Source organism: Reyranella sp. (assembly GCF_017305915.1).
Lineage (GTDB): Bacteria > Pseudomonadota > Alphaproteobacteria > Reyranellales > Reyranellaceae > Reyranella.
The window spans coordinates 102,384-127,680 of sequence record NZ_JAFKJN010000006.1; the positions used below are offsets into that span (position 1 = coordinate 102,384).

A 25,297-nucleotide genomic window follows, 5' to 3' on the forward strand; every position below is an offset into this window, starting at 1 on the left:
CTCATGCCGCAGCCCCTACCGCGCCAGCGTGAACAGTTCGGTCTCGTCGCGCACGCCGCGCAGGCGGTGCTGTCCGAGCGACACGAGGTGGCTGCGGCTGTCGTCCGCCGCGGCGGCGAAGGCGTCGCTGACCAGCAGCGGATGGCCGAGCTCCTTGCACAGCACCTCGATGCGCGCTGCCTCGTTGACCGCCGGGCCGATCACCGTGAAGTCGAGCCGGGCGTCGGTGCCGACATTGCCGTACTGCACCGCGCCGACATGCAGGGCGATGTCGAGGCCGGGCGTCGGCTTGCCCTCTTTCAGCCGCTCCGCCGCGTAGAGCTCCATGAGGTCGAGCGCCTCGCTGGCCGCGGCCAGCGCCGAGGCGCAGATCGCCGCGCGCCGCTGCTCCTTTAGCCGGAAGATCGCCAGCAGCCCGTCGCCCAGGAACTTCAGCACCTCGCCGCCATGGCGATTGACCGGCCGCACCATGCAGTCGAAGCAGCCGTCGAGCAGCGTGATCAGCTGGTCGCCCGGCAGGCTGTCGGCGAGCGGCGTGAAGGAGCGCAGGTCGGCGTAGAGCAGCACCGCCTCGACCGCGTGCACCTCGCCCCGCCGCACCGTGCCGGCGAGCACGCGCGCGGCCGGATCGGCGCCAAGATAGGATTCGAGCAGGCCCTGCTGAACCGCGCGCATGGTGATCGCCTTGGCGGCGAGCGCAAACATCGGCAGGATCTCGCGCAGCTTGGCGATATGGGCCTCCTCGAAGCCGCCGGCGCGGTCGGTCGCCATCGAGCTCAGGAACCAGAGCTGGCCGACGCCCCGGTCGGCGCGCGGACTGCCGCCGGGAGCCAGCTCGCCGAACGGGAAGACGTTGCCCAGCCAGTCGGTCATGCCGAGGCCGCGCAGCCCGGCGAACACCGGCGCCTCGCCGGCCGCGGGCGGTTGCCTGAGATCGAGCCTGCGCTCGAAGAGTCCCGTCCGCAGCATGTCGGCGAACGGGCTCTCCCGCATGATCGGCGCGTCGATCTCGCCCTGACGGAACTCGAAGCGCTGGGCGAAACCGCTCGCGCGATCCCAGATCAGGCTGCGCGCCAGCACCTGCGGATGCAGCGTGTTCGTCGCGACGAAGATGCGGGCCACCGGCACGCCGGCCTGGTCGAGACGGCGCGCGAAGCCTTCGACCATCTCCTCGAACGGCAGGTTGCGCAGGCCCGCCTCGACGAGCCAGCCGGCGAGCTCTGTCAAAGCGCGACACGCGCCGGCGGCAGCGGCAAGCCGGCGACGTCGGCGCGCACCTTGAAGATGCTGCCGCAATTGTCGTGCGGGCCGCCGCGCGAGCCGGTGACGATGTAGAGGTCGCGCAGATCGGGGCCAGCGAAGCACAGGCTGGTGACCATCGGCAGCGGCACCGCGATGTCCCGGCGATGCGTGCCATCGGCATTGAACACCGCGATCCGGCCGCCATGGGCATCGGCGACCCAGACCGAGCCGTCGACCGCGACCTTCATGCCGTCCGGCACTTTGTCGTCGCCCAGCGAGGCGAACTTGCGCCACGGCCCGACGCTGCCGTCGGCGTTGACGTCATAGGCACGGACATAAGGCCCGCGCGCGTCGCAGTGATAGAGCGTCTTGCCGTCGGGCGAGAAGCCGAGGCCGTTGGTCAGCAGCACGCCGTCCGACAGCGTGCGCATCTTGCCGTCGAGGTCGATGACGTGCAGATGGCCGGGCTTGGGCGTCTCGCCGCCGAACACCCGGAAGGCGAGCGAGCCGACATAGATGCGGCCCGCCGCGTCGGTCGTCAGGTCGTTGAAGCCGGTGGCGCCCGGGATCGCGTCGAGCGCCAGCAGCGACCTGGTCGCGCCGTCCTTCAGCGACACGCAGGCGATGTCGCGGCCGCCGACCACCAGGCCGCCCGCCGCGTGCAGCGCCATGCCGCCGATGCCGCGGCGCTTGGGCACCGCGGTCGAGATCTGGCCGGCGCGATCCAGCAGGAACACGCCGCCATTGAGGACGTCGCTGAAATAGAGGCCCCGGTCGGGATCCCAGACCGGACCTTCGATCAGGCCGTAGCCCGTTGCCACTCGTTCCATGGCCGGCAGGATACACCGGCCCGCGGCGCTTGCTAGCCGTGTTGCCAGTTCGCGGCCAGGATCGGCGCCAGCGCGTCGGACGAGCCGTGCGACCAGTGGCCGTGGTCGTGGCCCGACGACGGGAACGAGGCCATCGCCTGCACCAGCTGGTCGACGCCCTGGTCGCTGATCGAGAAACCGTCGCTGGTCTTGATCGTGCTGATGTGGTTGTCGGGCGAATCGAACCAGTCGGCGACGGTGACGCTCTGCGAGTGCCTGCCGCGCACCGAGATCACGAGGTCGCCATGCGAGTTGGCGAACCGCAGCTGCTCGTGGCTGAACGTGCCGCCGAGGGCCAGCACGTCGGCGTCATCGGCGCCCGACGCATGGATCACGTCGCCGGAGAAGTCGGTCAGGCTGAGCGTCGAATCGAGGCCCATCGTGATGGTGTCGTTGCCGCCGTCCAGGCTGGCGCTGACGCCGCCGCCCAGCGTGATCGCCGCGCCCGAGGCGTCGATCGATGCGCCGCTGCCGGTCACGGAAATCGCATTGCCGCGGCCGGTGCTGGTGATGTGGGCGTCGCTGCCGATCACCGTGGCATTCGCGTGGTCGCCGCGCAGCACGAGCGTGTCGCCGGTGCCGATATCGAGCAGGGACACATGGTCGCCATGGACCAGCGCGGTGTTCCGGACGCCGATGAGCTGCAGCGAAGCGCCGTCCTCCGTCGCGATCACCGTGCCATCCGTGCCGACCAGGCGGGCGGTGTTGCCATGGCCGGCGAGCCGCGTGAGGTTGCCGGTGCCGGTGTCGACGATGGTGTTGCTGTCGCTGTAGACGCGCGCGCTGTCGTCGCTGCCCTGCAGGCGCACGAAGTTGGTGTCCCCGGTGACGGCGATGACGCCGTCGCTGCCGGCCAGGCTGGCCGAGTTACCGTCGCCGCGCAGCTCGATGCGATTGTGGGTGCCGAGATCGCTGACCGTCGACTGATCGCCGCGCATCGTCACGTCGTTGCGCGTGCCGCGGAGGAAGATCGCGATGCCGTCGCCGGTGGCGTTCATGTCGTTGTTGCTGCCCGAAACGTTGGCGGCGGCGCCGGCGCCGCCGAGCGTGGCGTCGTTGCGCGTGCCGCCGATCATCATGAACGCGCCGTCGCCGGTCACGGTCGCGGCATTGCGCGTGCCGCCCAGCGACACGAAGGCGCCGATGCCGGTGCTGACGAGCTCGCCGTTGTCGCCGGACAGGGTGGCGCTCTGGTTGGCGCCGGTGAGCGTCGTGCGATTGTGGTCGCCGCTGTCGAACACAGAACTGCCCTCGCCGCTCATCGTGATGGTGTAGCGCGAGCCGTCGACGGATACGGAGTCGCCCGCCGCGGTGCTCTTGACGGTCTTGCTCGATTTATTGCTCATGTCTCGATCCTCAGGGAATAAATCGCATCCCGGGACCATCATGCGCGCAGCCCTGCACCGACGACGCGTATCGTTGGATGCATTTGTATTCGGTAACGAAAGTAACGGAAGCTACGCGTCGAGCGGTGCGTGCGCGCCCTCGCCGAAGTAGGCGCGCTCGAGTCGGTTGGCGAGGTCGGCTTCGCTGGCGCGCGCCTCGAGCACGATCGCGCCGCGCGCAAGCGCATAGACGCGGTCGACCACCGCCACAGCCTTCTCGATCAGCTGCTCGACCAGCAGCACGGCGGTGCCGCCCTGGCGCAGCTGCGTCACCGCCGCCAGCACGCGGTCGACCAGCACCGGCGACAGGCCGGCCGACGGCTCGTCGAGCATCAGCAGCCGCGGCTTGGCGACCAGCCCTTGCGCCACGGCGAGCATCTGCTGTTGGCCGCCCGACAGCGTGACCGCCTTGTCGTTGCGCTTGGCGGCGATCTCCGGAAAGAACGCCAGCGCCTCCTGGACCTGTTTGTCGCGGGCGGCGCGCGGCAGGCCGTAGCCCGCGAGCAGCAGGTTGTCGAACACGCTGAGCTGCGTGAAGACGCGATGGCCCTCGACGACGTGCGCCATGCCGGCGGCAACCGACGCGCGCGGATTGGCGTTGGGCAGCTCCTGGCCGCCGAAGCGGACCTGGCCGGTGCGCGGCAGCAGGCCCGACAGCGCGCGCAGCAGGGTGGTCTTGCCGGCGCCGTTGGGGCCGAGCAGCGCCACCGCCTCGCCGGCGCCGATGGTGAGCGCGATGTCGCGCAGCACGACGATCTTGCCGTAGCCGGCGGTGAGGCCGGTGACCTGCAGCAGAGGATCAGCGGGCATGCTGGCCCTCCAAAGTTCTTGTGCCGCGAGCGCGCCGTTCCAGTGGCGCGCACCCGGCGTAAGACGGATCAGGCGCCGAGGTAGGCACTGACCACCTCCCGGTGCGAGCGGATCTCTTCCGGCGTGCCGGCCGCCAGCACCTTGCCGAGATTGAGCACGGTCACGCGATCGCAGATGTCGAAGATCAGGTCGGCATGGTGCTCGACCAGCAGCACGGCGGTGCCGACGCGGCTGATCGCCTTGATCAGACCGCCCAGCCGGCGGATCTCCTCGGCCGACAGGCCGGCGGCCGGCTCGTCGAGCATCAGGCAGGCCGGGCGCAGCATCAGGGCGCGCGCGATCTCGACGAAGCGCAGCTCGCTGTGCTGCAGGCGGTCGGCACGCACCGCCGCCAGCGATTCCAGGCCGACCGTCGAGAGCGCAAGCATCGCGGCTTCCTCGAGCGCTTTCTCGTCGAGGCGGTGGCGCGGCAGGCTGAGCATCGATTCGGTGAAGGTGCCGTGGCCGTGCACGGTGCCGCCGATCATGACGTTCTCCAGCACCGAGGCGGCACCCACCACGCGCGGCGTCTGGAAGGTGCGGGCGATGCGATGCAGGGCACGCAGGTGCGGCTGCTCGAAGGCTAAGTTGGCGCCGTCGATCGTGAGCGCGCCGGCGTGCGGCTTGTAGTAGCCGGAGACGACGTTGAGCGTCGTCGTCTTGCCGCTGCCGTTGGGGCCGATCAGGCCATGCACCTCGCCGCCGCGGATCTCCAGATCGAGGCCGTCGATCGCCTTCACGCCGCCGAAATGGAGCGCGATGGCCTTGAGCGCGATCAGGGTCCGGCCGTCCTGCCGGCCGAGCACGCGCGCCAGCAGGTCGGGCCGCGGCACGATCTCGCGATGCTGCTCGATCGGCCGGCGGTTCTTGTAGTCGAGCAGGTCGGCGATGCCGCCGGGGATCACCAGCACGATCAGCAGCAGCAACGCGGCGTAGAGGAAGGTCGACCACTGCACCAGCGGCGCGGCGAACTCGGGCAGCACCGTGAGGATGAGCGTGCCCAGGGCCGGCCCGAGGATCGAGCCGCGGCCGCCGATCAGGATGCCGATGAAGAACAGCACCGACATCTCGAAGGTGAAGGCGTCGGGCGTGATGTAGGACTGCAGCGAGGCGAACAGGCCGCCGGCGATGCCGCCCATGGCGCCGGCCAGCAGGAACACCATCATCAGCAGCGCGGGCTTGGAGATGCCGCAGGCCTCGGCCGCGACCTCGGCGTCGCGGATCGCGACCAGCGCGCGGCCGTAGCGGCTCGAGCCGATGTTGGCGGTCATCCAGGTCGCGAGCGCCGCCAGGATGAAGCAGAGGTAGTAGAAGCCCCAGCCGGGGTCGAACGGCCACGGGAACACCGGGCCGGGCGTGCCGACGCCGCCGCCGGTGACGTCCTTCCAGGCCAGCGCCACCTGGGTGACGATGGTGGCGAAGCCGAGCGTGGTCATCGCGAAGTAGAAGGTGCGCAGGCGCAGCGCCGGCAGGCCGACGATGACGCCGAACACCGCGCCCATGGCGCCGCCCGCGATCAACGCAAGATAGGGATTCCATTCGGCGCCGACGCGGCCGGCGGCGAGCGCCGCGGTGGTGTAGGCGCCCAGCGTCAGCATCGACACCCAGCCGATGGCGATCTGGCCGGCATAGCCCACCACGAGGTTCAGGCCGGCGCTCAGCACCCAGTAGATGTAGGCGCGCGTGGCGATCGTGCCCATGTACGAGTCGTCGAGCAGCGGCAGCAGCAGGCCCGCCAGCCCGAGCATGATCCACGACAGCTTGCCCTCGAGCCAGCCGAGCCGGCCCGCGCTCGCGGCGCGCGTCGGTATGGGAGAGGTCGCCTCCGTCATACGCGGCCTCTCAAACGCGTCTGGCGGTCGCTGCGCCGGCGAGGCCCTCGGGCCGGACCAGCAGGACGACGATGAAGACCGCGAACACCGCGACCGCGGCGAAGATGCCGCCGACCAGGAAGTTCGCCGCCTGCTGGAACAGGCCGAGCGCCAGCCCGCCGATCAGCGCGCCGCGGTTGGAGCCCATGCCGCCCAGCGCCACCGGCACGAAGCCGTAGAAGTTCAGGATCGACTGGTTGCCGAAGAAGGCGAGCAGCATCTGCGCCCCGGTGAAGCCGGCCAGGGTACCGATCACGCCGGCGAGCGCGAAGCTCGCCAGCCGGAGCCGTGTCTCGGGCAGGCCGAGCGCGCGGGCGGCGTAGTTGTCCTCGGCAATGGCCAGGAAGGCGCGGCCGATCAGCGTGTGGCGGTAGAGGAACTCCAGCCCGCCGATGGTGACGGCGCAGGCCAAGAGCGGCAGCCAGAACTTCTGGTCGAGCCAGCCTTCCGCCGGCGGGAACAGCGGCGGAAAGGGCTGCGCCTCGGTGCCCCATTCGATGGCGGTGACCTGCTGGATCATCAGCGCGAAGGCGAGCGTCGACAGCACGTAGAGGTGCTGCTCGATGCTCTTCAGCACCGGCCGCACCGTCAGGATCTCGGTGACGAGGCCGAGCCCGGCCCCGCACGCCAGCACCAGGACGAAGCCCAGCACCGGATTCATGTCCATCCGCTGGATGAAGAGCGCGCCCAGCACACCGCCCAGCATCCCCAGCATGCCCGCGGTGAAGCTGAACACGCGGGATGCCGAGTACATCACGTTGTAGGTGATGCCGATCAGTGCGTAGACCGCTCCTACCGCGAGGCCGTAGGAGACGATCGACTGGAACATCTAGCTGGCGTAGCCCGGCGCGATGTTGAAGGCGCCGTCCTTCAGCGAGTTGACCTCGCACATCACGACCTCCGAGTCGGGGAAGCCGTTGTGCTGCTCGGGCGTCCAGGTGACCGTGCCGTAGATGCCCGGCCAGCCCTTCACCTTGTTCATGTAGCCGACGATGTCGTCGGCCTTGGTGCCGCCGTTCTTGAAGACATCGGCCATCAGATTGGCGCCGTCCCAGCCCAGGGCGACCCACCACAGCAGGGTGTCGGCGAACTCGATCTTGGCCGCCTTCAGCCGATCGAGATACTCCGCCGTCTTCGGCTCGAGCTTGCCGTTGACGTAGCAGCACTTGCGGAAGTTGTTCGAGTAGACCTTGTTCCAGTACTCCGGCTTCTCGAGCAGCGCCTTGGTCTGGCCCGAGCCGAGCGTCGTCTGGCCGACCACCGGCACGTCCCAGCCCATGCCGCCGCGGGTGTTGAGGATGCGCGACAGGAAGCCGGCATTGACGCTCCACGGCATGATCACCTGGGCGCCGGCGCTCTGCATGCGCAGCATCTCGGGCTTGAGATCGGGGTTCGCCGCGTCGATGTGGTTGGTGTAGACGACCTCGGCGCCCTTGGCCTTGAGCATCGGCACGTAGGTGTTGACCGAAGCGGTGCCGTAGCCGGTGGTGTCGCTGATCACCGCGACCTTCTTGAGCTTCAGCACGTCGACCACGTAGTGGTTGGCGCCGCCGCCGATCTGGGTGTTGGTCGGTGCCTGGCGGTAGGCCATCGGATACTTCTTGACGTCGATCAGCTCGTCGACCCAGCACGGATGCAGCATCGGCACCTTGTCGCGCGCGATCAGCGGCGTCGCCGCCAGCGCCTCGCCGGAATTGACCGGGCCGAAGATCATCGCGACCTTCTGGCGCTGAGTCAGCTCGGAGACGGCGTTGACCGCCTTGGTCGGGTCGCTCTGGGTGTCGCGGCTGATCAGCTCGAGCTGGCGGCCGTTGACGCCGCCGGCCTTGTTGATGGCCTCGATGCCGAGCTGGACGCCGCGATTGATACCGACACCGGTCGACGAGCTCGGTCCGGTGAGAGCCGGCAGGTAGCCAATCTTGATCGGGTCGTTGGCGGCGATGGCCGGCGCGGCGAGACCGCCGGCGGCCAGAGAGACTGCACCTGCCGCGGAACCGGACAGGACTTGGCGACGCCTGATACGCATAGTCGTTTGTTCCTTCCCTATCTGACCTTTGATTGTTGTCCGGCAGCATAGACCCTGGCTATTGGCGGTCAACGAAAGACGCCGCTAAGGCACGCGGCGCATGCCTCGCCCGGACGCCAAGACGCTGCTGACCACGATCCTGAAAGGGATCGGTCTGCCTTTCTATGCGGTCGACCGGGACTGGAAGATCTATCTCTACAACGGTGCTGCGGAACGGCATTTCGGCAAATCGGCCGCCGAGATGATCGGCACGACCTTCTGGCAGCACTACCCGGCCGCCTGCTGCGCGACGCCATGGCCCGTCGCGAACCCGTGAGGGGCGAGACCCTGTCGCTCACGGGCCGGTATGTGTTCGTGCGCGACGTCACCGACCGGCGCCAGGCCGAGCGCAAGCGGCAGGAGGCCGAGGAGGCGTTGCGCACGCGCAGCGTCGAGCTCGAGGCGGTGCTGGAGACCATCCCGACCGCGGTGTGGTTCACGACCGATCGCGAGATGCGCAACGTTGTAAGCAATCGCCGTGCCATCGAACTGCTGCACCTGCCGAGCACGATCGACCTGTCGAACGCGCCCAACCGGCCGGAAGACTTCAGCGTGTTCCGCGACGGCGTCGAGGTGCCGTCGTCCGAACGATGCGGCGCCCTGCCAGCTCTCGTCGGTCAGCAGGCTGTGCACGGCGCTCAAGGTCAGCAGCCGCTCCTCGAAAGCCGCGCAGGCGCCGGGATCGATGTCCTTCAGCGTCAGTGCCGCGATCGACTGGTGCCGCTCGGTCGGCGCCTCGCTGCGCACCGCGCGCGGCCGGGTGAGCCTCGGCGGCGGCGACCTGCGGCTCAAGCCCAAGCGCGCCGTCGCGCTGTCGATGGCGCTGAACGAGCTCGGCACCAACGCGCTGAAGTACGGCGCGCTGTCGACCGAGCGCGGCGCGGTGACGGTGCGCTGGACCACCGACGACGGAGAGCGGCGGTCCGCCGGTCGCGGAGCCCAGCCGCCGCGGCTTCGGCTCGCGTATGATCGAGCGCGGGCTGGCCGCCGAGCTGCAGAGCGAGGTGAGCATCGACTGACGGCCCGAGGGCGTGATCTGCACCATCGACGCGCCGCTCGACGCCATCCACGAGCGCGGCGCCGCGTAGCCTACGGCGCCGGCGGCACCATGGTGCCCGCCGGCAGCGCGGCGCAGTGGTCGTAGATGTCGCCGGGCCGCGTGAACCAGACCTTATCCTTCTGCGGATGGTTGGCGATGTGCTGCAGCGCCTCGCGCAGCGCCCGCAGGCGATAAGGCTGGCCGACGATCATGGTGTGGAGCGCGATGCCGCAGACCAGCGGCTGCTTGGCCGACTGGCGCAGCAGCTCCTCGAACTGGCCGATGATCATGTCGCGGAAATCGTCGCCGCTGTGGTGGCGCACCAGGATCTGCGGGCTGTCGTTGATCTCGATCGGATAGGGCACGCTCATCAGCGGGCCCGAGCGCGTCCTCATCCAGATCGGCTGGTCGTCGTTGGGCCAGTCCATCAGGAAGTCGTAGCCGGTCTCCTTGAGCAGGTCGGGCGTCCAGCGCGTCGAGGCCATCCACGGCGCCATCCAGCCGCGCGGCCGCTTGCCCGAGGCCTTCTCGATCGAATCGCCGATTTCCTGGAGGAAGCGCTTCTCGTCGGCCTCCCACATGCCGCCGTGGCGCTCGGCATTGGTGCGGCCGTGGCCGATGAACTCATCGCCACGCGCCTTCAGGGCATCGACGATCTGCGGCGCGTAGTCGAACACCGTGGTGTTGATCAGGTGTGCCGCCGGCAGGTTGAGCTCGTCGAACAGCTCGAGGCAGCGCCACACGCCGACCCGGTTGCCGTAGTCGCGCCAGGCGAAGGTGCGCGGATCGGGCGGCGGGTTGGCGACGGTGAGCAGATGCCCCTCGCCCGCACCAAACGCGAAATGCTCGATGTTGAGGCCGAGATAGACGGCCAGCCGCTTGCCGCCCGGCCAGGAGTAGTCCTTGCGCTCGGTGATCGGCGAATAGGGATAACGGTCGTGGTACGGCAGGCGAATCGTATGCATCATCTCGCGGCTCCGGCTACGTCGGCGTTCATCTTGCGGAAAGTGGCGACGGCGTCGGCGTGGAAGGCGCGCTCCTCGGGGCCGGCCTCGATCAGCGGTCGGCGCTCGTCGTCGAAATTGTTGTAGGCGTCCCGGCCGCGCACCAGCATCGCCGTCACGCGCGTCGGCATGGTGCAACGCGCATGGGTCGGAATGTAGCTGATGCCGAGGCCGACCCGGCGATGCGCCGAGCGGTTGGGCCGCGAATTGTGCACCAGGTGCGTGTGGTGCAGCGAGAACTGCCCCGCCTTCACCGCCATGAAGTCCGTGCGCGAGCGGTCGACCTCGGCCGCCAGCGTCTGGCCGCGCGACAGCAGGTTGTCGGTGTCCTGCATGTCGGCATGGCGCAGTTGCCCGAGCTTGTGCGAGCCCGGCACGACCTCCATGCAGCCCGCCTCGACCGGCGCGTCGGTCAGCGCCACCCACGCGGTGACGTGGCAGATCGGATCGAGCGCGAAGTAGGTCGCATCCTGATGCCAGCTCACATAGGTGCCGGTGCCGGGATCCTTCGGCCAGACCGAGAGATGGAACAGCCGGATGTTCGGGCCGATCAGATCCTCGACCGCGTCGAGCACCTCCGGCGCATGCACGATCTCGTCGACCCAGGGGAACAAGAGGTGCGGCTTGAAGTTATGGCCGCGGGTCAACTTCTGGCCCTCGGCATTCTCGAAAGCCTGCAACTGGTCGTGCCAGGCCCGTGCGCGGTCGGCGGAGAAAGCGTCGACCGGGCAAACGTAGCCGTCGCGCTCGTACCGGGCGATCTGGTCGGGCGAGAGCTTCTTGGTCATCAGTGCGCCGTCCAGCCGCCGTCGACGAACAGCAGCGTGCCGGTGACGAAGGACGAGTCGTCGCTCGCCAGGAACAGGGCGGCCTTCGCCACCTCCTCGGGTTGGCCGATGCGGCCGATCGGATGGCGCTGCTTCCAGAAGGCGCGCGCCGCCTCCGGATCGGCCTGGCGCTGCAGCGAGCGCGCCGGCATTGGCGTGTCGATCACGCCCGGCATCAGCGCGTTGATGCGGATGCCCTGCGGCGCGTGGTCGACCGCGATGGTCTTGGTGAAGGAGGCGATCGCGCCCTTGGACGCCACGTAGGCGGCGTTCTTGCCGAGGCTCGACTGGGCAAGCTGCGAGCCCACCGTGACGATGGCGCCCGACTCGGCGACGATCATCGGCTTGATGGCATGGTGGATCCAGAGATAGGTGCCCTTCACGTTCACCGCGAAGGTGCGCTCCCAGGTCTCCTCGGTCACCGCATCGACGGTGCCGCCGAGCGAGATGCCGGCCGCGGTCATCAGCACGTCGACGCGGCCCCACTTCTCCATCACCCGGGTCACGCCGTCGCGCGCCGCCTCGCCGTCGCTGACGTTGGCGGCGATGGCGATCGCCTCGCCGCCCCTCGCCTCGATGTCGGCAGCGACCTGGCCGATGCCGACCTGGTCCGTATCGACCAGAGCCAGCTTGGCGCCCTCGGCTGCGAACAGCCGCGCGCAGGCGGCGCCGATGCCGGAGGCTGCGCCGGTGACGATGGCGACCCTGTCCTTGAGCTTCATGGGACCGAAGTCTACCGTGCCGAACGGGCCGCGCTCCAGCCGAGTTCGGCCGCGCAAATCACAATTCGAAAATCGTGGAGGAACACCATGAAGGGTGCAGTGGACAGCCTCCTCAAGGAGGCCGTGAGCAGAGGCGACGTTCCGGGCGTGGTCGCGGTGGCGACCGACGCCAAGGGGACGACCTACGAGGGTGGTTTCGGCAAGCGCGTGCTCGGCCAGCAGGCCGAGATGACTCCCGACACGGTGGTGTGGATCGCCTCGATGACCAAGGCGATCACCGGCGCTGCGGCGATGCAGCAGGTCGAGCGCGGCAAGCTCGGCCTCGATTCGCCGGCCAAGGCAGTGATCCCCTATCTCGGCGAGGTGCAGGTGCTCGAGGGCTTCGACGGAGACGGCAAGCCCAAGACCCGCAAGCCCAAGCGCGACATCACCCTGCGTCACCTGCTGACCCACACGGCGGGCTTCAGCTACGAGATCTGGAACGACGACATCATCAAGTACCAGCAGGCAATGGGCGTGCCGGGCATCACCGGCTGCGAGAACAAGGCACTGACCACGCCCTTGCTGTTCGATCCCGGCGAGCGCTGGGACTACGGCATCAACATCGACTGGGCCGGCAAGATGGTCGAGGCGTCGAGCGGCCGGAAGCTCGGTCAGTACCTCAAGGACAACCTGCTGGGTCCGCTCGGCATGGACAGCACCGCCTTCTTCATCACGTCCGGCATGCGCGAGCGGATGGCCCGCATCCATCATCGCGGCCCCGACGGCTCATTCACGCCGGACATGGCGCTCGAGATCCCGCAGCAACCGGAATTCGAGATGGGCGGCGGCGGGCTCTACGGCACCGCCGGCGACTACGCGAAGTTCGTGCGCATGATGCTGAACGACGGTCGGTCCGACCGCGGCGACCAGGTGCTGAAGCCCGAGACCGTGGCGCAGATGTCGAAGAACGCGATGGGCGACTGCAAGGTCTGCCTGCTCAAGACGGCGATGGCGCCCCTGTCCAACGACGCCGAGTTCTTCCCCGGCGTCGACAAGCAGTGGGGACTCTCCTTTATGATCAACAACACCGAGGCGCCGACCGGCCGCTCGGCCGGCAGCCTGGCCTGGGCGGGCCTCGCCAACACCTACTACTGGATCGACCAGAAGAAGGGCATCGGCGGCGTCTACGCCACGCAGGTCCTGCCGTTCGCCGACATCAAGGCGCTGCCGCTCTTCTACGCCTTCGAGAAGGAGGCTTACGCCGCCTAGCCAAGTAGGCTAAGGGACGCGACCTGTGTCGCGTCCCGAAGCCTCGCGTTCCGCGCCCGCCGTGGCGATCGTCCTGTTGTCCATGGCGGCCTTCGCCTCGGCCGCCAACATGCGCGTCATCGATCCGCTGCTGATCCAGCTCAGCGTGGAATTCGGCGTCACGGTCGGCGTGGCCTCTATCGCCGCCACCCTGTTCCTGTTCGCCAACGGCGTATTCGTGCTGGTGCACGGACCGTTCGGCGACCGCTACGGCAAGATGCCGGTGGTCGCCATCGCCTGCCTCGCCGCCGCGGCGTGCTGCGCGCTGAGTGCCGTCGCCGTCTCGCTGCCCATGCTGGCGGCGGCACGGTTCCTGACCGGCGTCACCAGCTCGGCGATCATTCCGCTCGCCATCGCCTGGCTGGGCGACAATGTCTCCTATGACCGGCGCCAGGCGACGCTGGCGCGCTTCCTCACCGGCCAGACGCTCGGCCTGATGACCGGTGCCGCGATGGGCGGCGCGCTGGGCGACTGGCTGGGCTGGCGGGCTGTGTTCTGGGTGCTGGCGGCGATCTACGTCACCGCCGGCGTGGCGTTGTTCGCCGTGATCGCCGCCCGTCCCGACATCGTGCGGACCGGCCCGCGCACGCCGGGCTCGATGGTCGGCCAGATGCTGGGCGTGCTGAAGCGGCCCTGGGCGCTGACAGTCATCCTGGTCGTGGCGCTGGAGGGTGGCGTCTTCTGGGGCGCCTTTACCTTCGTCGGTGCGGACCTGCACCAGCGCTTCGGGCTCGGCTTCGCGGCGGTCGGGCTGGCGGTGGCGGCGTTCGGCGGCGGCGGCTTCCTCTATGTGACGGTGGCGCCGATCCTGGTGCGCCTGCTGGGCGAGCGCGGCCTGGTGCTGTGGGGCGGCCTCGGATTGGGCGCCTCCTTCGCGCTGCTCGCGCTGGCGCCGCATATCGCGGTGGCCTTCGCCGCGATCGTGCTGTGCGGCATCACCTTCTACATGCTTCATAACACCTTACAGACGCACGGGACGCAGATGGCGCCCGAGGCGCGCGGCTCGGCGCTGGCGCTGTTCGCCCTCTGCCTGTTCGTCGGCCAGGCGATCGGCGTGCCGTTGGCCGCGCCGGTGGTCGACCGCTGGGGTGCGGTACCGATCTTCTGGGTGGCCGCGCTGGTCCTGCCGGCGCTCGCTCTCTATTTCGCAGTTTCCCTGCGCAACCGCCGAGTGTAACGTTCTTTACACTTGTTCAGTTGACGAAGCGCCGCGCTTGGGGCGTATCCAACACAGACATGAACGACCGGCCGACCGAACAACCTCTCGAAGCCTGCGACGTGCTCGTCGTGGACGATGATTTCGCTTTGTCAGAAGCCATCACCCAGTTGCTGACCCGCAGCGGGCTGCGCGTGCGCAAGGCGCACAATGCTTCGGCGGCGCTGAGCTTCGCCGCCTTCGCGCCGCCGCGGGTGGCGATCCTCGACTACCAGCTGCCCGACACGACAGGCCTCGCGCTCGCCGCCGAGTTGCACGCCGAGATCCCCTCGCTGCACATCATCCTGATGTCGGCCAACAACGTCGACATCGACCGCAAGACGCTCGATCAGGCCGGTATCAAGGTATTCGTCAACAAGCCGATGCCGCCCGGCCCGCTGCGCCAGGCGGTGATGCGGCTGCTGCAGACGCCGGCCTAAGCCGCCGGCGACACCCGGAACTGGTAGGGCTCCTCGAGGCTCTTCGCCTCGTCGGCCGTGATCGTGAACTCCGTCGCCTTGGCGGCCGAGCTCAACTGGTCGAGGTCGGTCGCCCCGATGATCGGCGCGGCCATGTAGGGCTTGCTGAGCATCCAGGCGAGCGCCGCCTGCGCCGGCGTGCAGTTCTTGCCGAGCGCGATCTTCTTTAGCCGATCGACCACTTCCCAATCGCTGTTGCGATAGGTGCCGGCCGCCACGACGGTGTCGTTCTTGGCCCGCTCGGTCGCGCCGCCGCCTTCTTTGTTGCGATTGCCGGCGAGAAAGCCGCGGGCCAGCGGCGAATAAGGGATCAGGCCGACGCCCTGCTCCTCGCACAGCCGGTTCATCTCGCGCTCTTCCTCGCGCTGGATGAGATTGTACAGGTTCTGCATGGCAATCGGCCGCGCATAGCCCCTGTGGTCGGCGATCATGATCATCTGCGCGAACTTGTACGCCGGCATGGTAGAGCCGCCGATGTAGCGGACCTTGCCCGACCTCACGATCTGGTCGAGCGTGTACATGGTCTCCTCGACCGGCGTGTAGGGATCGAGGCGATGGACCTGGTAGACGTCGATGTAGTCGGTCTGCAGGCGCTTGAGCTGCTCGTCGACCGCCGACATCAGGTGCTTGCGGCCGGTGCCCTGATCGTTGTGGCCCGGGCTGAAGCGGGCGCCGGCCTTGGTCGAGATGATGATGTCGTCGCGCCGCGCCATCTTCATCAGCGTGGAGCCGACGATCTCCTCCGATCGGCCGCTGTTGTAGACATCGGCGGTGTCGAAGAAGGTGATGCCGACATCGAGCGCGCGCTTGAAGTAGGCCGGCGCCTCGGCCTCGTCGAACTTGCCCCAGCCGCGGCGGCCCTTGGCGCCCCACGAGTTGCCGCCGAGGCAGATGCGGCTGACGATCAGGCCCGAGCGGCCGAGCGGTCCGTACTTCATCGAAGTTCCCCCTTGTTGGCAGCACCTTTAGCGCCCACTTTTGGGGCATGAAAGTGCTGATCGAATATTGCGGCGCTTGAGGCTACAAGCCGCAGGCCCTCCGGGTGAGGGATAGTCTCCAGAAGCAGGGCGCGACCGACATCGAGCTGCGCCCCGGCAAGTCAGGCCAGTTCGACATCACCGTCGACGGCGCGCTCCGCTACACGCGTACCAAGACCGGTCGCTTTCCGACCGATGCCGAGGTCGAGGATCTGCTGCCGGGCTGATCACGCGTTTCTCCCCTGAGGGGAGAAACTCGATTCTCAGCCGTAGATTTCCCTGTTCACGCAGCGCTCGACGATCGGCTTGCCGTCGAACACCGACAGGATGTTCTCCATGACGGCGATCGCCATGCGGTCGTTCGACTCCTTGGTGACGCCAGCCATGTGCGGGCTGAAGATCACGTTCTCCAGGCCGAACAGCTTGTTGCTCGGATCGGGCGGCTCGCGGTCGAGCACGTCGAGGCCGGCACCGCGCAGCTTGCCGCTGGTCAGCGCGGCATAGAGCGCGTCCTCGTTGACGATGCCGCCGCGCGCCGTGTTCACCAGGAACGCGTCGGGCTTCATGCAGGCCAGCGCCCCAGCGTCGAACATGTTGATCGTCTCGGGCGAACGCGGGCAGTGGATCGACACGAAGTCGACCTTGGGCAGGATCGCCCTGAGGTCGGTCACCTTCTTGGCACCGGCCTTCGCGATGTCTGCCGCCGGGATGTTGGGATCGAGCACGTAGGTGTCCATCTCGAAGGCGACGCAGCGCTTCACGGTGCGCGAGCCGATGCGGCCCATGCCGACCACCAGGATCGACTTGCCGGCGAGATCGACGAGCGGGTCCGACAGACGCTCGTGCCAGGCGTTCTCGCGCACGAAGCGGTCCATCTTCCTGGTGAGGCGCGCCGAGGCGAGCAGCATGTACATCGCATGCTCGGCCACCGAGACCGAGTTGGCGATGCCGGTGGTCATCAGCGGGATCTTGCGCTTGCTGAGCGCCGGCACCTCGACCGCGTCGAAGCCGACGCCGAGGCGGGCCACCACCTCCATCACCGGCGAGACGTCGAGCTCGGCCTGGCGATAGGGCGTGCCGCCCAGGGTGACGGCGTTCGCGTCAGCCAGCTTCTTGTGATAGGAGCCGGCGACCTCGGCGAGCGGCAGGACCTCGTAATCGACGTCGTCACGCTTCTTCAGGACCTCCATACCCGCCGGCGGCATCCAGCCGACAATCAGGATCTTCTTGCGGTTCTTGCCCGTGCTCATCGTTTCCTCTGCAAAGACTGGCGGCCGATCCTAGAGCCCGTCGCCTCGGATCGCTAGGGCAGGTAGCTGAGCGGGAGCCGCGTGGTGGACTTGATCTCCTCCATGGCGAACATCGAGGTGACGTCGGAGAGCTCGACCCTGGCGATCAGCCGCTTGTAGAAGGCGTCGTAGGCGTCGATGTCGGGCAACGCCAGCCGGATCAGGTAGTCGATCTCGCCGCTCATGCGATAGCAGTCCATCACCTCGGGGAACGAGGCCACCGCCTTGGCGAAGCGGCCGAGCCATTGCGCATTGTGCTGGGCGGTGCGCACCGCCACGAATACGGTGACGCCGGCGTTCAGCGCCTTGCGGTCGAGCAGCGCCACCTTGGCCCGGATGACTCCCTGCTCCTGCAGCCGGTTGATGCGCCGCCAGCACGGCGTGGTCGACAGCCCGACCCGGCGGGCGATCTCCGCCAAGGGCATGTCGGCGGCGTCCTGCAGGCAATCCAGAATCTTCCGGTCGAAGGAATCTAGCGATAATTTCGCGGCCATCGGCATATCCTTGGAATGGATTTCTCAAATCTGCCGCGATTGGGCCAAAGGTAGCAACCCGATTCTCCGCCGCCCCGCTACACTTTGCCATCATGTTGCACCGCTTCACCGACCACCCCTCGTCGGTCAACGAGACCTACTTCCAGCACATGGCGATGGCCTTCGGCTTCGGCGGCCGCATGCTGCTGGGTGGGCTGGCCTGCCTGGTCCACGGCCTGTTCCCGTGGCTGTGCATGACGCGCGGCAGTGATACCATCCGAAGCCTGCACCACCGCATGGTCAGCCACCGCGGGGTGCGGCCGGCATCGCCGGCCTCCTCCGGGGCCGTGGCCGCGGGAGACTAATTCCCGCAACTTGCGCCGCGTCCCTCGCGTTCTGTGACAGTGGTCGGAATGGAGGGTGGGACAATGCAGACGCCAGTCAAGATCGGCTTCCAGGGCAGCGAACCCAGCGAGGCCCTCACCCAGATGATCAATCAGGAGGTCGAGGCGCTCGAGCGCGTCTACGGCCGGCTGACGTCGTGCCAGGTCACCGTGCAGGTGCCGGACAACCATCACCGCACCGGCTTCTATGCCGTGCACGTCCGTCTCGCGATGCCTGGCAACTACGACATCGTGGTCGACCAGCAATCCGACCACGACGACCGCCTGACGATGCCGCAATTCGCCGTCAACGACGCGTTCCGGCGGGCCAAGCGGCAGATCCAGGATCGCGCCAAGAAGATGCGCGGCGAGACCAAGACCCTGCACAAGCGGGTCGAGCGGACCCTCGACGAGCCCGAGATCTAGCGGCGCAGCACTCCCTGCCCGTCGAGGCGCTCGCGCAGGAGGCCGATGCGATCGCCGCCCCAGAACAGCTCGTTGTCGAAGACGAACGTCGGCACTCCGAAAACGCCCAAGGCCTCGGCCTCGTTGCGCAGGCGGTCGTGCTCGGCCCCGCCCTCGCCGACCAGGAAGTCCGGGAACCCCGACGGCGCGCCTGATCCGATCAGCAGCGCCTCGACCGCCGCGACGTCCTCCGGGTCGAACTCGCGTCGCCAGAAGCGGTCGAAGGCGGCATCGTTGTAGGCACGGAAGACGCCGTGCCGCTGCGCATACAGCATCCCGGCATTGGCCGGCCGCGCGTAGTAGATCTTCAGCGGCCCCTTGAGGATCAGGCCCTGCTTGTTGGCGTAGCGGCGGGCGTCCATGTAGGAGTAGCGCACCCGCCGCCAGTGATGCGGATCGCGCCCGTCGACGCTGCCCATGTAGCCGGCGACGTCGAGCGTGTAGGGCCGCCACGTGAGCGCGACGTCGTAGTCCCGTTCGAGCGCGTAAGCCCACGCCTTCGCGACGAAGGCGTAGGGACTTACGTAATCGCTCCAGAGCAGGATCTCAGCGGGCATCCTTCGCCAGCTTGGTCTCGACCACGCGCGACCACAGGGTGGCGCCGAGCGTGATGATCTCGTCGTTGAAGTCGTAGCCCGGGTTGTGCACCTCGCAGCCGCCTTCACCGCCGCCGTTGCCGATGTTGATGAAGGCGCCCGGCACCTTCTCCAGCATGTAGGAGAAGTCCTCCGAGGCCATCACGTACGGGCCTTCGCGGTTCATGTTGTCCTTGCCGACGATGGTCTCGGCGACGTCGGCGATGAACTTCACCGCATCCCTGTCGTTGACCAGCGGCGGGAAGACCACGCGCACGTCGGGCTTGGCGGTGCCGCCCAGCGTCTGGGCAATGCCGGTCGAGATGGTCTCGATGCGCTCCTTGACCAGCGCCATCGTCTCCTTGCGGAAGGCGCGGATGGTGCCGCGCAGCACCGCCTCCTGCGGGATCACGTTGTAGGCGTCGCCGGCATGCATCTGGGTCACCGAGATCACCGCCGAATCGAGCGCCGCGACGTTGCGCGACACCACGCTCTGCAGCGCCGAGATGATCTGGGTGGCGATGATCACCGGATCGATGCCGCTCTCCGGCCTGGCACCATGCGCGCCCTTGCCGGTGATGTGGATATCGAACAGGCCGCCGCCCGCCATCTGCGGGCCCGAGCGGATGGCGAACTTGCCGACATCGAGCTTGGGCCGATTGTGCATGCCGAAGATCTGCTCGCACGGGAACTTGTCGAACAGCCCGTCCTTGACCATCGCCTCGGCGCCGCCGCGGCCTTCCTCGGCCGGCTGGAAGATGAAGTGCACGGTGCCGTCGAAGTTGCGCGTCGTCGACAGGTACCTGGCGGCGCCCAGCAGCATGGTGGTGTGGCCGTCATGGCCGCAGGCATGCATGCGGCCCTTGTGCTGGCTGCGATGGTCGAAGGTGTTGTGCTCGTCCATCGGCAGCGCGTCCATGTCGGCGCGCAGCCCGATCGCCCGCGGATTGTTGCCGACCCGGATGGTGCCGACCACGCCGGTCTTGCCGATGCCGGTCGCGACCTCGCAGCCCCATTCCTTCAGTTTCTCGGCGACGATGCGGCTGGTCCGCTCCTCCTCGAAGCCCAGCTCGGGATGGGCATGGATGTCGCGGCGGATCGCGGTCAGCTCGGCCGCGGCGGCGGCGATCTTGGGCTCGATGTTCATTCAGGACTCCAGCAGGAAGGAGGTCATTACACGCCGAAACTCGTCGCCATGCACGTGCGGATAGAAGTGGCCGCCGTCGGGCAGAACATAGGCTCGCGCGTTCGGGATCAAACGCACCAGCTCCTCGGTGAAATAGAGCGGCGTCACCATGTCGTCGCGGGCGACGATCGCCAGCGTCGGCGCCTTCACCTTTTGCAGTCGGTCGCGCTGGTCGTGCGCGACGATGGCCGCGATGCGCGACAGCACGATCTCGGGCACCGGGATGGTCTCGTGGGCCTTGGCCTCCAGGGCGGCAAGATCGGCGTCGTGGTCGCGGATCCAGAAGGGCGAGTTCAGCGCCAGCGCGCTGCCTCTTTGATAGGCGGCCGGCCCCAGCTCGCGCAGGGCCTGGGCACGCACCTCGAACAGGCGGCGGAAGAAGGCGTCGGTCTTGGCCCAGGTGGCGCTCAGCACCAGCCGGTCGATCCGCTCGGGATGCTCGATCGCCAGCACCTGGCCCATCGCGCCGCCGGTAGAATGGCCGCACCAGTGGACCGTGTCGAAGCCCAGCGCCTCGATCAGCTGCAGCGCGTCGTCGGCCATCTGCGCGACGCTGTACGGGATGCGCGAGAGCGTGCTACGGCCGGTGCCGCGGTGATCGTGCACGACAACCGTGAATTGGCGGGCGAGTTTCGCCACATTCTCGCCCCACCATCGTCCGTCGCCGCCCAGCCCGGGGACCAGCAGCAAAGGCGGGCCATGGCCATGCGTCTCGTAGTAGAGGTCGGCGCCGTCACGCAGTTTGAGAAGAGGCATCTGTGCTAAGGTCTGAGTTGGTGGAGGGGAGAGGAAACCGCAGGATGCGCCGCTTGTCGATTGCCGCGATCGGCCTGATCGCGCTCGGCGCCTGCGGGCAGCGTCAACCGGCGGTCGACTGGACGCCGATCCCGCGCCCGTCGCCCGACGACCTGGTGCCGCAGGGCATCGCCTATATCTGCGAGGGCCGCAAGGAAGTGGCCGTGGTCTACGCCAAGAACCGCGCCTCGGTGACCTTCGGCGACAAGACCTGGCGGGCCGAGTACCAGGGGCTCGACGGCGGCGGTTTCCGCTATGCCGATGCCACGGTCGAATGGACCGGCCGCGACGAGCTCGTCACCTTGCGCGAGCGCGGCAACCAGAGGCCGCTCGCTTTCAACTGCCGGCCTACCAGGCGAATTACATGAGCCGGGCGCACTACCTGAGCCACAGCCTGATCGCGTAGCCGACCGTCGCGGTCACGGCGATGCCGCCGACCCACAGGCCCCAGAACCACAGCCACTGACGCGGCGACGGCATCAGTGATAGCCCTCCTCGCCGGTCTTGCCGCGGAACACCCAGTAGGCATAGCCGGTGTAGGCCAGGATGATCGGCACCATGATCGCCGCACCGACCAGCATGAAGCCCAGGCTCTGGCTCGGCGCCGCGGCGTCCCAGATCGTGATCGAGCGCGGCACGACGTAGGGATAGAGGCTGATGCCGAGCCCGATCAGGCCCAGCGCGAACAGCGCCAGCGCGATCAGGAACGGCCAGTAGCTGCGCTTGTGGCGCAGCGCGAAAAAGAAGGCGACCGAGGCGATGGCCACCAGCAGCGGCACCTGTGCGGCGAACAGCACCTGAGGCCATTCGAACCAGCGGCTGTAGTATTCGTGCGCGAGGAACGGCGTCCAGGCGCTGACGACAGCCATGGCGACGATGGTGGCGATGCCGAAGCGCAGCGCCAGCGGATAGCAGCGCTCGAGCAGCGAGCCCTCGCTCTTCATGATCAGCCAGGTGGCGCCGAGCAGCGCATAGCCGCAGACCAGCGCGATACCGACCGCGACGCTGAACGGCGACAGCCAGTCCCACCAGCCGCCGCCATAGGCGCGGCCGTTCACCGCGATGCCCTGCAGCAGGCCGCCCAGCGTGATGCCTTGCGCCAGCGCCGCGACGGTCGAGCCGAGGATGAAGGCCGCATCCCAGTACTTGCGGTGGTTGGGATCGCGCCAGCGGAACTCGAAGGCGACGCCGCGGAAGATCAGCGCCAGCAGCATGGCGACGATCGGCGTGTAGAGCGCCGAGAAGATCACGCCGTAGGCCACCGGGAACGCCGCCATCAGCCCGCCGCCGCCCAGCACCAGCCAGGTCTCGTTGCCGTCCCACACCGGCGCGATCGAGTTCATCGCCCGGTTGCGGTCGCGATCGTCGAAGGCGGGAAACAGGATGCCGATGCCGAGGTCGAAGCCGTCCATCACGACATAGGCGAAGATCGCGAAGGCGATGATGAAGGCCCAGATGGTCGGGAGGTCGATGGGGATCATGGCTCACCTCCGCTCGCCGCTGGCGACCGCGGGCGCCGGCGTGATGCCGGCCGCACGCTGCGGCTCGCGCCGCGGCCCCGGCTCGGCGGCCTGCGGTGGTGCCGCCATCAGGCGCAGCACGTAGGTGATGCCGGCGCCGAACACGATGAAGTAGACGGCGATGAAGGCGAGCAGCGACGACGCCACCGCCGGCGCCTGCAAGGGCGACACCGACTCGGCGGTGCGCAGCAGGCCGTAGACCGTGTAGGGCTGGCGCCCCACTTCGGTCGTCACCCAGCCCGCGATCACCGCGACGAAGCCCGATGGGCCCATGACCAGCGCCAGCCGGTGCAGCCACGGCGAGTCGTAGAGCCTGCCGCGGATGCGCGCATAGAGGCTCCACAGCCCGAGCAGCAGCATCAACGTGCCGAGCCCGACCATGATCCGGAACGACCAGAAGACGATCGGCACCGGCGGCCAGTCGCTGCGCGGCAAGGTTTCGAGGCCCTCGAGCGGCGCGTCGAAGGAGTGCTTGAGGATCAGCGAGGAGAGCTTCGGCACCGAGATCTCGTAGTCGACCCTGGCGTCGCTCATGTTGGGCCAGCCGAACAGCACCAGCGGCGCGCCGTCGGGATGGCTCCGGAAATGCCCCTCCATCGCCATGACCTTGGCCGGCTGGTGCTCGAGCGTGTTCAGGCCATGCTGGTCGCCGGCCAGGATCTGGACCGGCGCGGTGGCCGCGATCATGCCCATCGCCATCGAGAACATCACCCGCGCGCCCTCGGTCCTGTGCCCGGCGAGGAGATGCCAGGCGCCGACACCGCCCACCACCAGCGCGGTCGTGAGGTACGCCGCCAGCACCGTGTGCACCAGCCGGTACGGGAACGACGGGTTGAAGATCACCGCCAGCCAGTCGACCGGCACGAACTGGCCGTTGGCGGCGATGGCGTGACCGGTCGGCGTCTGCATCCAGCTGTTGGCCGCCAGGATCCAGAAGGCCGAGATGAACGTGCCGACCGCGACGGCCGCCGTCGCGGCGAAGTGCAACCCTTTGCCGACGCGGTTCATGCCGAACAGCATGACGCCCAGGAAGCCGGCCTCGAGGAAGAAGGCGGTCAGCACCTCGTAGGCCATCAGCGGCCCGACCACCGGGCCGGCCTTGTCGGAGAAGGCCGCCCAGTTGGTGCCGAACTGGTAGGACATGACGATGCCCGACACCACGCCCATGCCGAACACCAGGGCGAAGATCTTCAGCCAGTATTTGAAGAGGTCGAGATAGACGGCGCGGCCGGTCCACAGCCACAGCCCCTCGAGCACCGCGAGATAGCTCGCCAGCCCGATCGTCAGCGACGGAAAGATGAAGTGGAAGGAGACGGTGAAGGCGAATTGCAATCGCGCGAGCAGCGTTGCGTCGAAGGCCTCGAACATGGGTTCTCTCCGTCTCAGACGATACGTGAGGCTCCGACTGGCGACTTCAATGCGACACTTAGGACGTCGAGCGCGCCGGCCAGCTCGGCTCGGCTGCGTGCGGCGCCGAGCGCGATCCGGATCGCGTGCTCCGGCGCATCGTCGACACTGAAGCTGTCGCTGGTGACGACCGCAAGCCCCTGTCGCTGCACATGAGCGGCGAACTCCAGGCGGGTCCAGGCCGGCGGCAGGCGGAGCCAGACATGGTGGCCGCGCGGATGGGCGGCGTAGTCATGGCCGGCCAGCGCCTTGGCCGCGAGCTTCTGGCGCGCCGCGGCCTCGTTGGCGATCGCGGCGATGATCTCGTCGGCGCTGCCGTCGCCGAGCCAGCGCAGCACCAGCGCCACCATCAGCGGCGCCGGCATCTGCGCCACGGTGCGCAGCGCATTGGCCATCACCGCCGCCTCGGCGCGGCCCGGCGTCACCATGAACGACACGCGCAGGCCGGGCGCGATGCACTTCGAAAGCGTCGCGACATGCCAGGCGCGCTCCGGAATGAGCGTCGCGATCGGCGCTTGCTTGGGATCGAGCGCGCCGTAGGGGTCGTCCTCGAACAGCATCAGCCCACGCCGGGCGATCGCCGCCGCGAGCTGCTCGCGCCGCTCGGCGCTCAGCGTCACGGTCGTCGGATTGTGGATGGTCGGCACGAGATAGACGGCCCTGGCCTTGTGCCGCCTGGCCGCCTCCTCGAGCGCCGCCGGGATCATGCCGCCGCGATCGGCCGCGACGCCGACCAGCTTCACGCCGGCCGCGCCGGCCGCCGACTTGAAGCCGGGATAGGTGAGCCGGTCGGTCAGCACCGTGTCGCCCGGCCTGGTGAGCGCCAGCAGCAGGCAGACCAGCGCCGGCTGCGTACCGGGGAAGATCAGCAGTCGCTCGGCCGCCGCGGTGCGCACGCGGCGGCGCAGCCAGCCGGCGGCGATGCCGCGATCGGTCTCGCTGCCACCCGGCTGCTGGTAGCTCAGGAAATCCGTCAGCCCATAGTCGCGCCGCAAGCCCTCGAGCCCGCGCAAGAGGCGGCCGTCGAGATCGGCCTCGAGCGGCTCGGGCGGCAGGTTCATCGACAGGTCGATCGAGAGCCCGGCCGCCGCGGCGCGCGGCGCGCGGGCGGCACTCTCGGCGACGAACGTCCCCTGCCCGACCCGCGCCTCGGTGAGGCCGCGGCGCCGCGCCTCGTTGTAGGCGCGGGTGACGGTGGTGAGGTCGACGCCCAGCGCCGAGGCGAGCGCGCGATGGGTCGGCAGCCGCTCGCCGCGCCGCAGCCGGCCGGAAGCGACGTCGGCGGCAAGTGCCTCGACGATGCTTTCGTAGACCGCGCCCGGGCGGTCACCGAGTGTAGGGTGCCAATCCATACAATATACGTCTCTTGTCCTTGATTGTATGGCCCATT

The 25,297-nt window shown here is 68.4% G+C and carries 27 protein-coding genes and 1 pseudogene; 8 read left to right on the forward strand and 20 right to left on the reverse strand.

All coding sequences use genetic code 11. The features are described from left to right. Positions 1 to 15: 15 nt before the first annotated feature. The 7 genes from J0J01_RS02545 to J0J01_RS02575 form a co-directional block, all read right to left on the reverse strand. On the reverse strand, positions 16 to 1,227 hold the full coding sequence (locus J0J01_RS02545) for an adenylate/guanylate cyclase domain-containing protein (RefSeq protein ID WP_296378587.1): 1,212 nt from the start codon (positions 1,225 to 1,227) through the stop codon (positions 16 to 18). Next, complete coding sequence (locus tag J0J01_RS02550) at positions 1,224 to 2,072, reverse strand: SMP-30/gluconolactonase/LRE family protein (protein WP_296378589.1); 849 nt, start codon at positions 2,070 to 2,072, stop codon at positions 1,224 to 1,226. Before J0J01_RS02550 ends, J0J01_RS02545 begins: the two co-directional genes overlap by 4 nt. A 32-nt stretch (positions 2,073 to 2,104) precedes the next feature. After that, positions 2,105 to 3,457: a calcium-binding protein gene (locus J0J01_RS02555; protein ID WP_296378591.1), complete on the reverse strand. Its 1,353-nt coding sequence runs from the start codon at positions 3,455 to 3,457 to the stop codon at positions 2,105 to 2,107. Between the two features lie 111 nt (positions 3,458 to 3,568). After that, positions 3,569 to 4,306 (reverse strand): ABC transporter ATP-binding protein, encoded by a 738-nt coding sequence (locus J0J01_RS02560; protein ID WP_296378592.1) that lies wholly within the window; start codon positions 4,304 to 4,306, stop codon positions 3,569 to 3,571. 68 nt (positions 4,307 to 4,374) lie between these two features. Continuing rightward, positions 4,375 to 6,177: a branched-chain amino acid ABC transporter ATP-binding protein/permease gene (locus J0J01_RS02565; RefSeq protein WP_296378594.1), complete on the reverse strand. Its 1,803-nt coding sequence runs from the start codon at positions 6,175 to 6,177 to the stop codon at positions 4,375 to 4,377. 10 nt (positions 6,178 to 6,187) lie between these two features. Beyond that, a complete protein-coding gene (locus J0J01_RS02570; RefSeq protein ID WP_296378597.1) occupies positions 6,188 to 7,045 on the reverse strand; it encodes a branched-chain amino acid ABC transporter permease in 858 nt (285 codons plus the stop codon). Then, positions 7,046 to 8,242, reverse strand: a complete 1,197-nt coding sequence (locus J0J01_RS02575) for an ABC transporter substrate-binding protein (RefSeq protein WP_296378598.1) — start codon at positions 8,240 to 8,242, stop codon at positions 7,046 to 7,048. A 100-nt stretch (positions 8,243 to 8,342) separates the two neighbouring features. On the opposite strand from J0J01_RS02575, the gene J0J01_RS02580 reads away from it, so the two are divergent. Continuing rightward, the gene (locus J0J01_RS02580) at positions 8,343 to 8,558 is read left to right on the forward strand and encodes a PAS domain-containing protein (RefSeq protein WP_296378600.1); all 216 of its coding nucleotides are present in this window, start codon (positions 8,343 to 8,345) and stop codon (positions 8,556 to 8,558) included. Here J0J01_RS02580 and J0J01_RS02585 read toward each other — a convergent pair. From J0J01_RS02585 to J0J01_RS02600, 4 genes are all read right to left on the reverse strand, one after another. After that, positions 8,510 to 9,184: an HWE histidine kinase domain-containing protein gene (locus J0J01_RS02585; protein WP_296378602.1), complete on the reverse strand. Its 675-nt coding sequence runs from the start codon at positions 9,182 to 9,184 to the stop codon at positions 8,510 to 8,512. The two genes, J0J01_RS02580 and J0J01_RS02585, sit on opposite strands and share 49 nt — an antisense overlap. A 186-nt stretch (positions 9,185 to 9,370) precedes the next feature. Beyond that, positions 9,371 to 10,288 (reverse strand): polysaccharide deacetylase family protein, encoded by a 918-nt coding sequence (locus tag J0J01_RS02590; protein WP_296378603.1) that lies wholly within the window; start codon positions 10,286 to 10,288, stop codon positions 9,371 to 9,373. Continuing rightward, positions 10,285 to 11,112, reverse strand: coding sequence for a phytanoyl-CoA dioxygenase family protein (locus J0J01_RS02595; RefSeq protein WP_296378604.1), 828 nt, complete (start codon positions 11,110 to 11,112; stop codon positions 10,285 to 10,287). Before J0J01_RS02595 ends, J0J01_RS02590 begins: the two co-directional genes overlap by 4 nt. Further along, positions 11,112 to 11,873, reverse strand: a complete 762-nt coding sequence (locus J0J01_RS02600) for a glucose 1-dehydrogenase (protein WP_296378606.1) — start codon at positions 11,871 to 11,873, stop codon at positions 11,112 to 11,114. Before J0J01_RS02600 ends, J0J01_RS02595 begins: the two co-directional genes overlap by 1 nt. A gap of 87 nt (positions 11,874 to 11,960) precedes the next feature. Here J0J01_RS02600 and J0J01_RS02605 point away from each other — a divergent pair, with 87 nt between their 5' ends. The 3 genes from J0J01_RS02605 to J0J01_RS02615 are packed head-to-tail and all read left to right on the forward strand — an operon-like array spanning position 11,961 to position 14,798. After that, positions 11,961 to 13,124: a serine hydrolase domain-containing protein gene (locus J0J01_RS02605; protein ID WP_296378608.1), complete on the forward strand. Its 1,164-nt coding sequence runs from the start codon at positions 11,961 to 11,963 to the stop codon at positions 13,122 to 13,124. Positions 13,125 to 13,149: 25 nt separating this feature from the next. Further along, positions 13,150 to 14,340 (forward strand): MFS transporter, encoded by a 1,191-nt coding sequence (locus tag J0J01_RS02610; RefSeq protein ID WP_296378610.1) that lies wholly within the window; start codon positions 13,150 to 13,152, stop codon positions 14,338 to 14,340. Positions 14,341 to 14,399: 59 nt separating this feature from the next. Then, positions 14,400 to 14,798, forward strand: coding sequence for a response regulator (locus J0J01_RS02615; RefSeq protein ID WP_296378611.1), 399 nt, complete (start codon positions 14,400 to 14,402; stop codon positions 14,796 to 14,798). On the opposite strand, the gene J0J01_RS02620 is transcribed toward J0J01_RS02615, so the two are convergent. Then, positions 14,795 to 15,775, reverse strand: coding sequence for an aldo/keto reductase (locus J0J01_RS02620; RefSeq protein WP_296378612.1), 981 nt, complete (start codon positions 15,773 to 15,775; stop codon positions 14,795 to 14,797). The genes J0J01_RS02615 and J0J01_RS02620 overlap by 4 nt on opposite strands. Before the next feature lie 92 nt (positions 15,776 to 15,867). Here J0J01_RS02620 and J0J01_RS02625 point away from each other — a divergent pair. Beyond that, positions 15,868 to 16,041: pseudogene (locus J0J01_RS02625) on the forward strand (Rdx family protein); the annotation flags it as partial. A 36-nt stretch (positions 16,042 to 16,077) separates the two neighbouring features. Here the strand turns inward: J0J01_RS02625 and J0J01_RS02630 are convergent. After that, positions 16,078 to 17,064, reverse strand: coding sequence for a hydroxyacid dehydrogenase (locus J0J01_RS02630; protein WP_296378615.1), 987 nt, complete (start codon positions 17,062 to 17,064; stop codon positions 16,078 to 16,080). A gap of 53 nt (positions 17,065 to 17,117) precedes the next feature. Further along, positions 17,118 to 17,597 (reverse strand): Lrp/AsnC family transcriptional regulator, encoded by a 480-nt coding sequence (locus tag J0J01_RS02635; protein WP_296378617.1) that lies wholly within the window; start codon positions 17,595 to 17,597, stop codon positions 17,118 to 17,120. A gap of 92 nt (positions 17,598 to 17,689) precedes the next feature. Here J0J01_RS02635 and J0J01_RS02640 point away from each other — a divergent pair, with 92 nt between their 5' ends. Then, positions 17,690 to 17,941 (forward strand): DUF6356 family protein, encoded by a 252-nt coding sequence (locus J0J01_RS02640; protein ID WP_296378618.1) that lies wholly within the window; start codon positions 17,690 to 17,692, stop codon positions 17,939 to 17,941. Between the two features lie 63 nt (positions 17,942 to 18,004). Continuing rightward, positions 18,005 to 18,385, forward strand: coding sequence for an HPF/RaiA family ribosome-associated protein (locus J0J01_RS02645; RefSeq protein ID WP_296378621.1), 381 nt, complete (start codon positions 18,005 to 18,007; stop codon positions 18,383 to 18,385). Here J0J01_RS02645 and J0J01_RS02650 read toward each other — a convergent pair. From J0J01_RS02650 to J0J01_RS02660, 3 genes are read right to left on the reverse strand one after another with little or no spacing between them, the layout of a single operon-like run. Beyond that, positions 18,382 to 18,981, reverse strand: a complete 600-nt coding sequence (locus J0J01_RS02650) for a DsbA family protein (RefSeq protein ID WP_296378623.1) — start codon at positions 18,979 to 18,981, stop codon at positions 18,382 to 18,384. The two genes, J0J01_RS02645 and J0J01_RS02650, sit on opposite strands and share 4 nt — an antisense overlap. Further along, complete coding sequence (locus tag J0J01_RS02655; protein WP_296378624.1) at positions 18,971 to 20,146, reverse strand: M20 aminoacylase family protein; 1,176 nt, start codon at positions 20,144 to 20,146, stop codon at positions 18,971 to 18,973. Before J0J01_RS02655 ends, J0J01_RS02650 begins: the two co-directional genes overlap by 11 nt. Beyond that, on the reverse strand, positions 20,147 to 20,941 hold the full coding sequence (locus J0J01_RS02660) for an alpha/beta fold hydrolase (protein ID WP_296378625.1): 795 nt from the start codon (positions 20,939 to 20,941) through the stop codon (positions 20,147 to 20,149). 44 nt (positions 20,942 to 20,985) lie between these two features. Between J0J01_RS02660 and J0J01_RS02665 the strand changes: the two genes are divergently transcribed. Beyond that, complete coding sequence (locus tag J0J01_RS02665) at positions 20,986 to 21,348, forward strand: hypothetical protein (RefSeq protein ID WP_296378626.1); 363 nt, start codon at positions 20,986 to 20,988, stop codon at positions 21,346 to 21,348. A gap of 111 nt (positions 21,349 to 21,459) precedes the next feature. Here the strand turns inward: J0J01_RS02665 and cydB are convergent, their stop codons facing one another. From cydB to J0J01_RS02680, 3 genes are read right to left on the reverse strand one after another with little or no spacing between them, the layout of a single operon-like run. Next, entirely contained in the window at positions 21,460 to 22,461 is a 1,002-nt protein-coding gene (gene cydB / locus J0J01_RS02670; RefSeq protein ID WP_296378627.1) for a cytochrome d ubiquinol oxidase subunit II, read from the reverse strand. 3 nt (positions 22,462 to 22,464) lie between these two features. Continuing rightward, complete coding sequence (locus J0J01_RS02675) at positions 22,465 to 23,868, reverse strand: cytochrome ubiquinol oxidase subunit I (protein ID WP_296378628.1); 1,404 nt, start codon at positions 23,866 to 23,868, stop codon at positions 22,465 to 22,467. Positions 23,869 to 23,882: 14 nt separating this feature from the next. Then, on the reverse strand, positions 23,883 to 25,259 hold the full coding sequence (locus tag J0J01_RS02680; RefSeq protein WP_296378629.1) for a PLP-dependent aminotransferase family protein: 1,377 nt from the start codon (positions 25,257 to 25,259) through the stop codon (positions 23,883 to 23,885). Positions 25,260 to 25,297 lie beyond the last annotated feature (38 nt).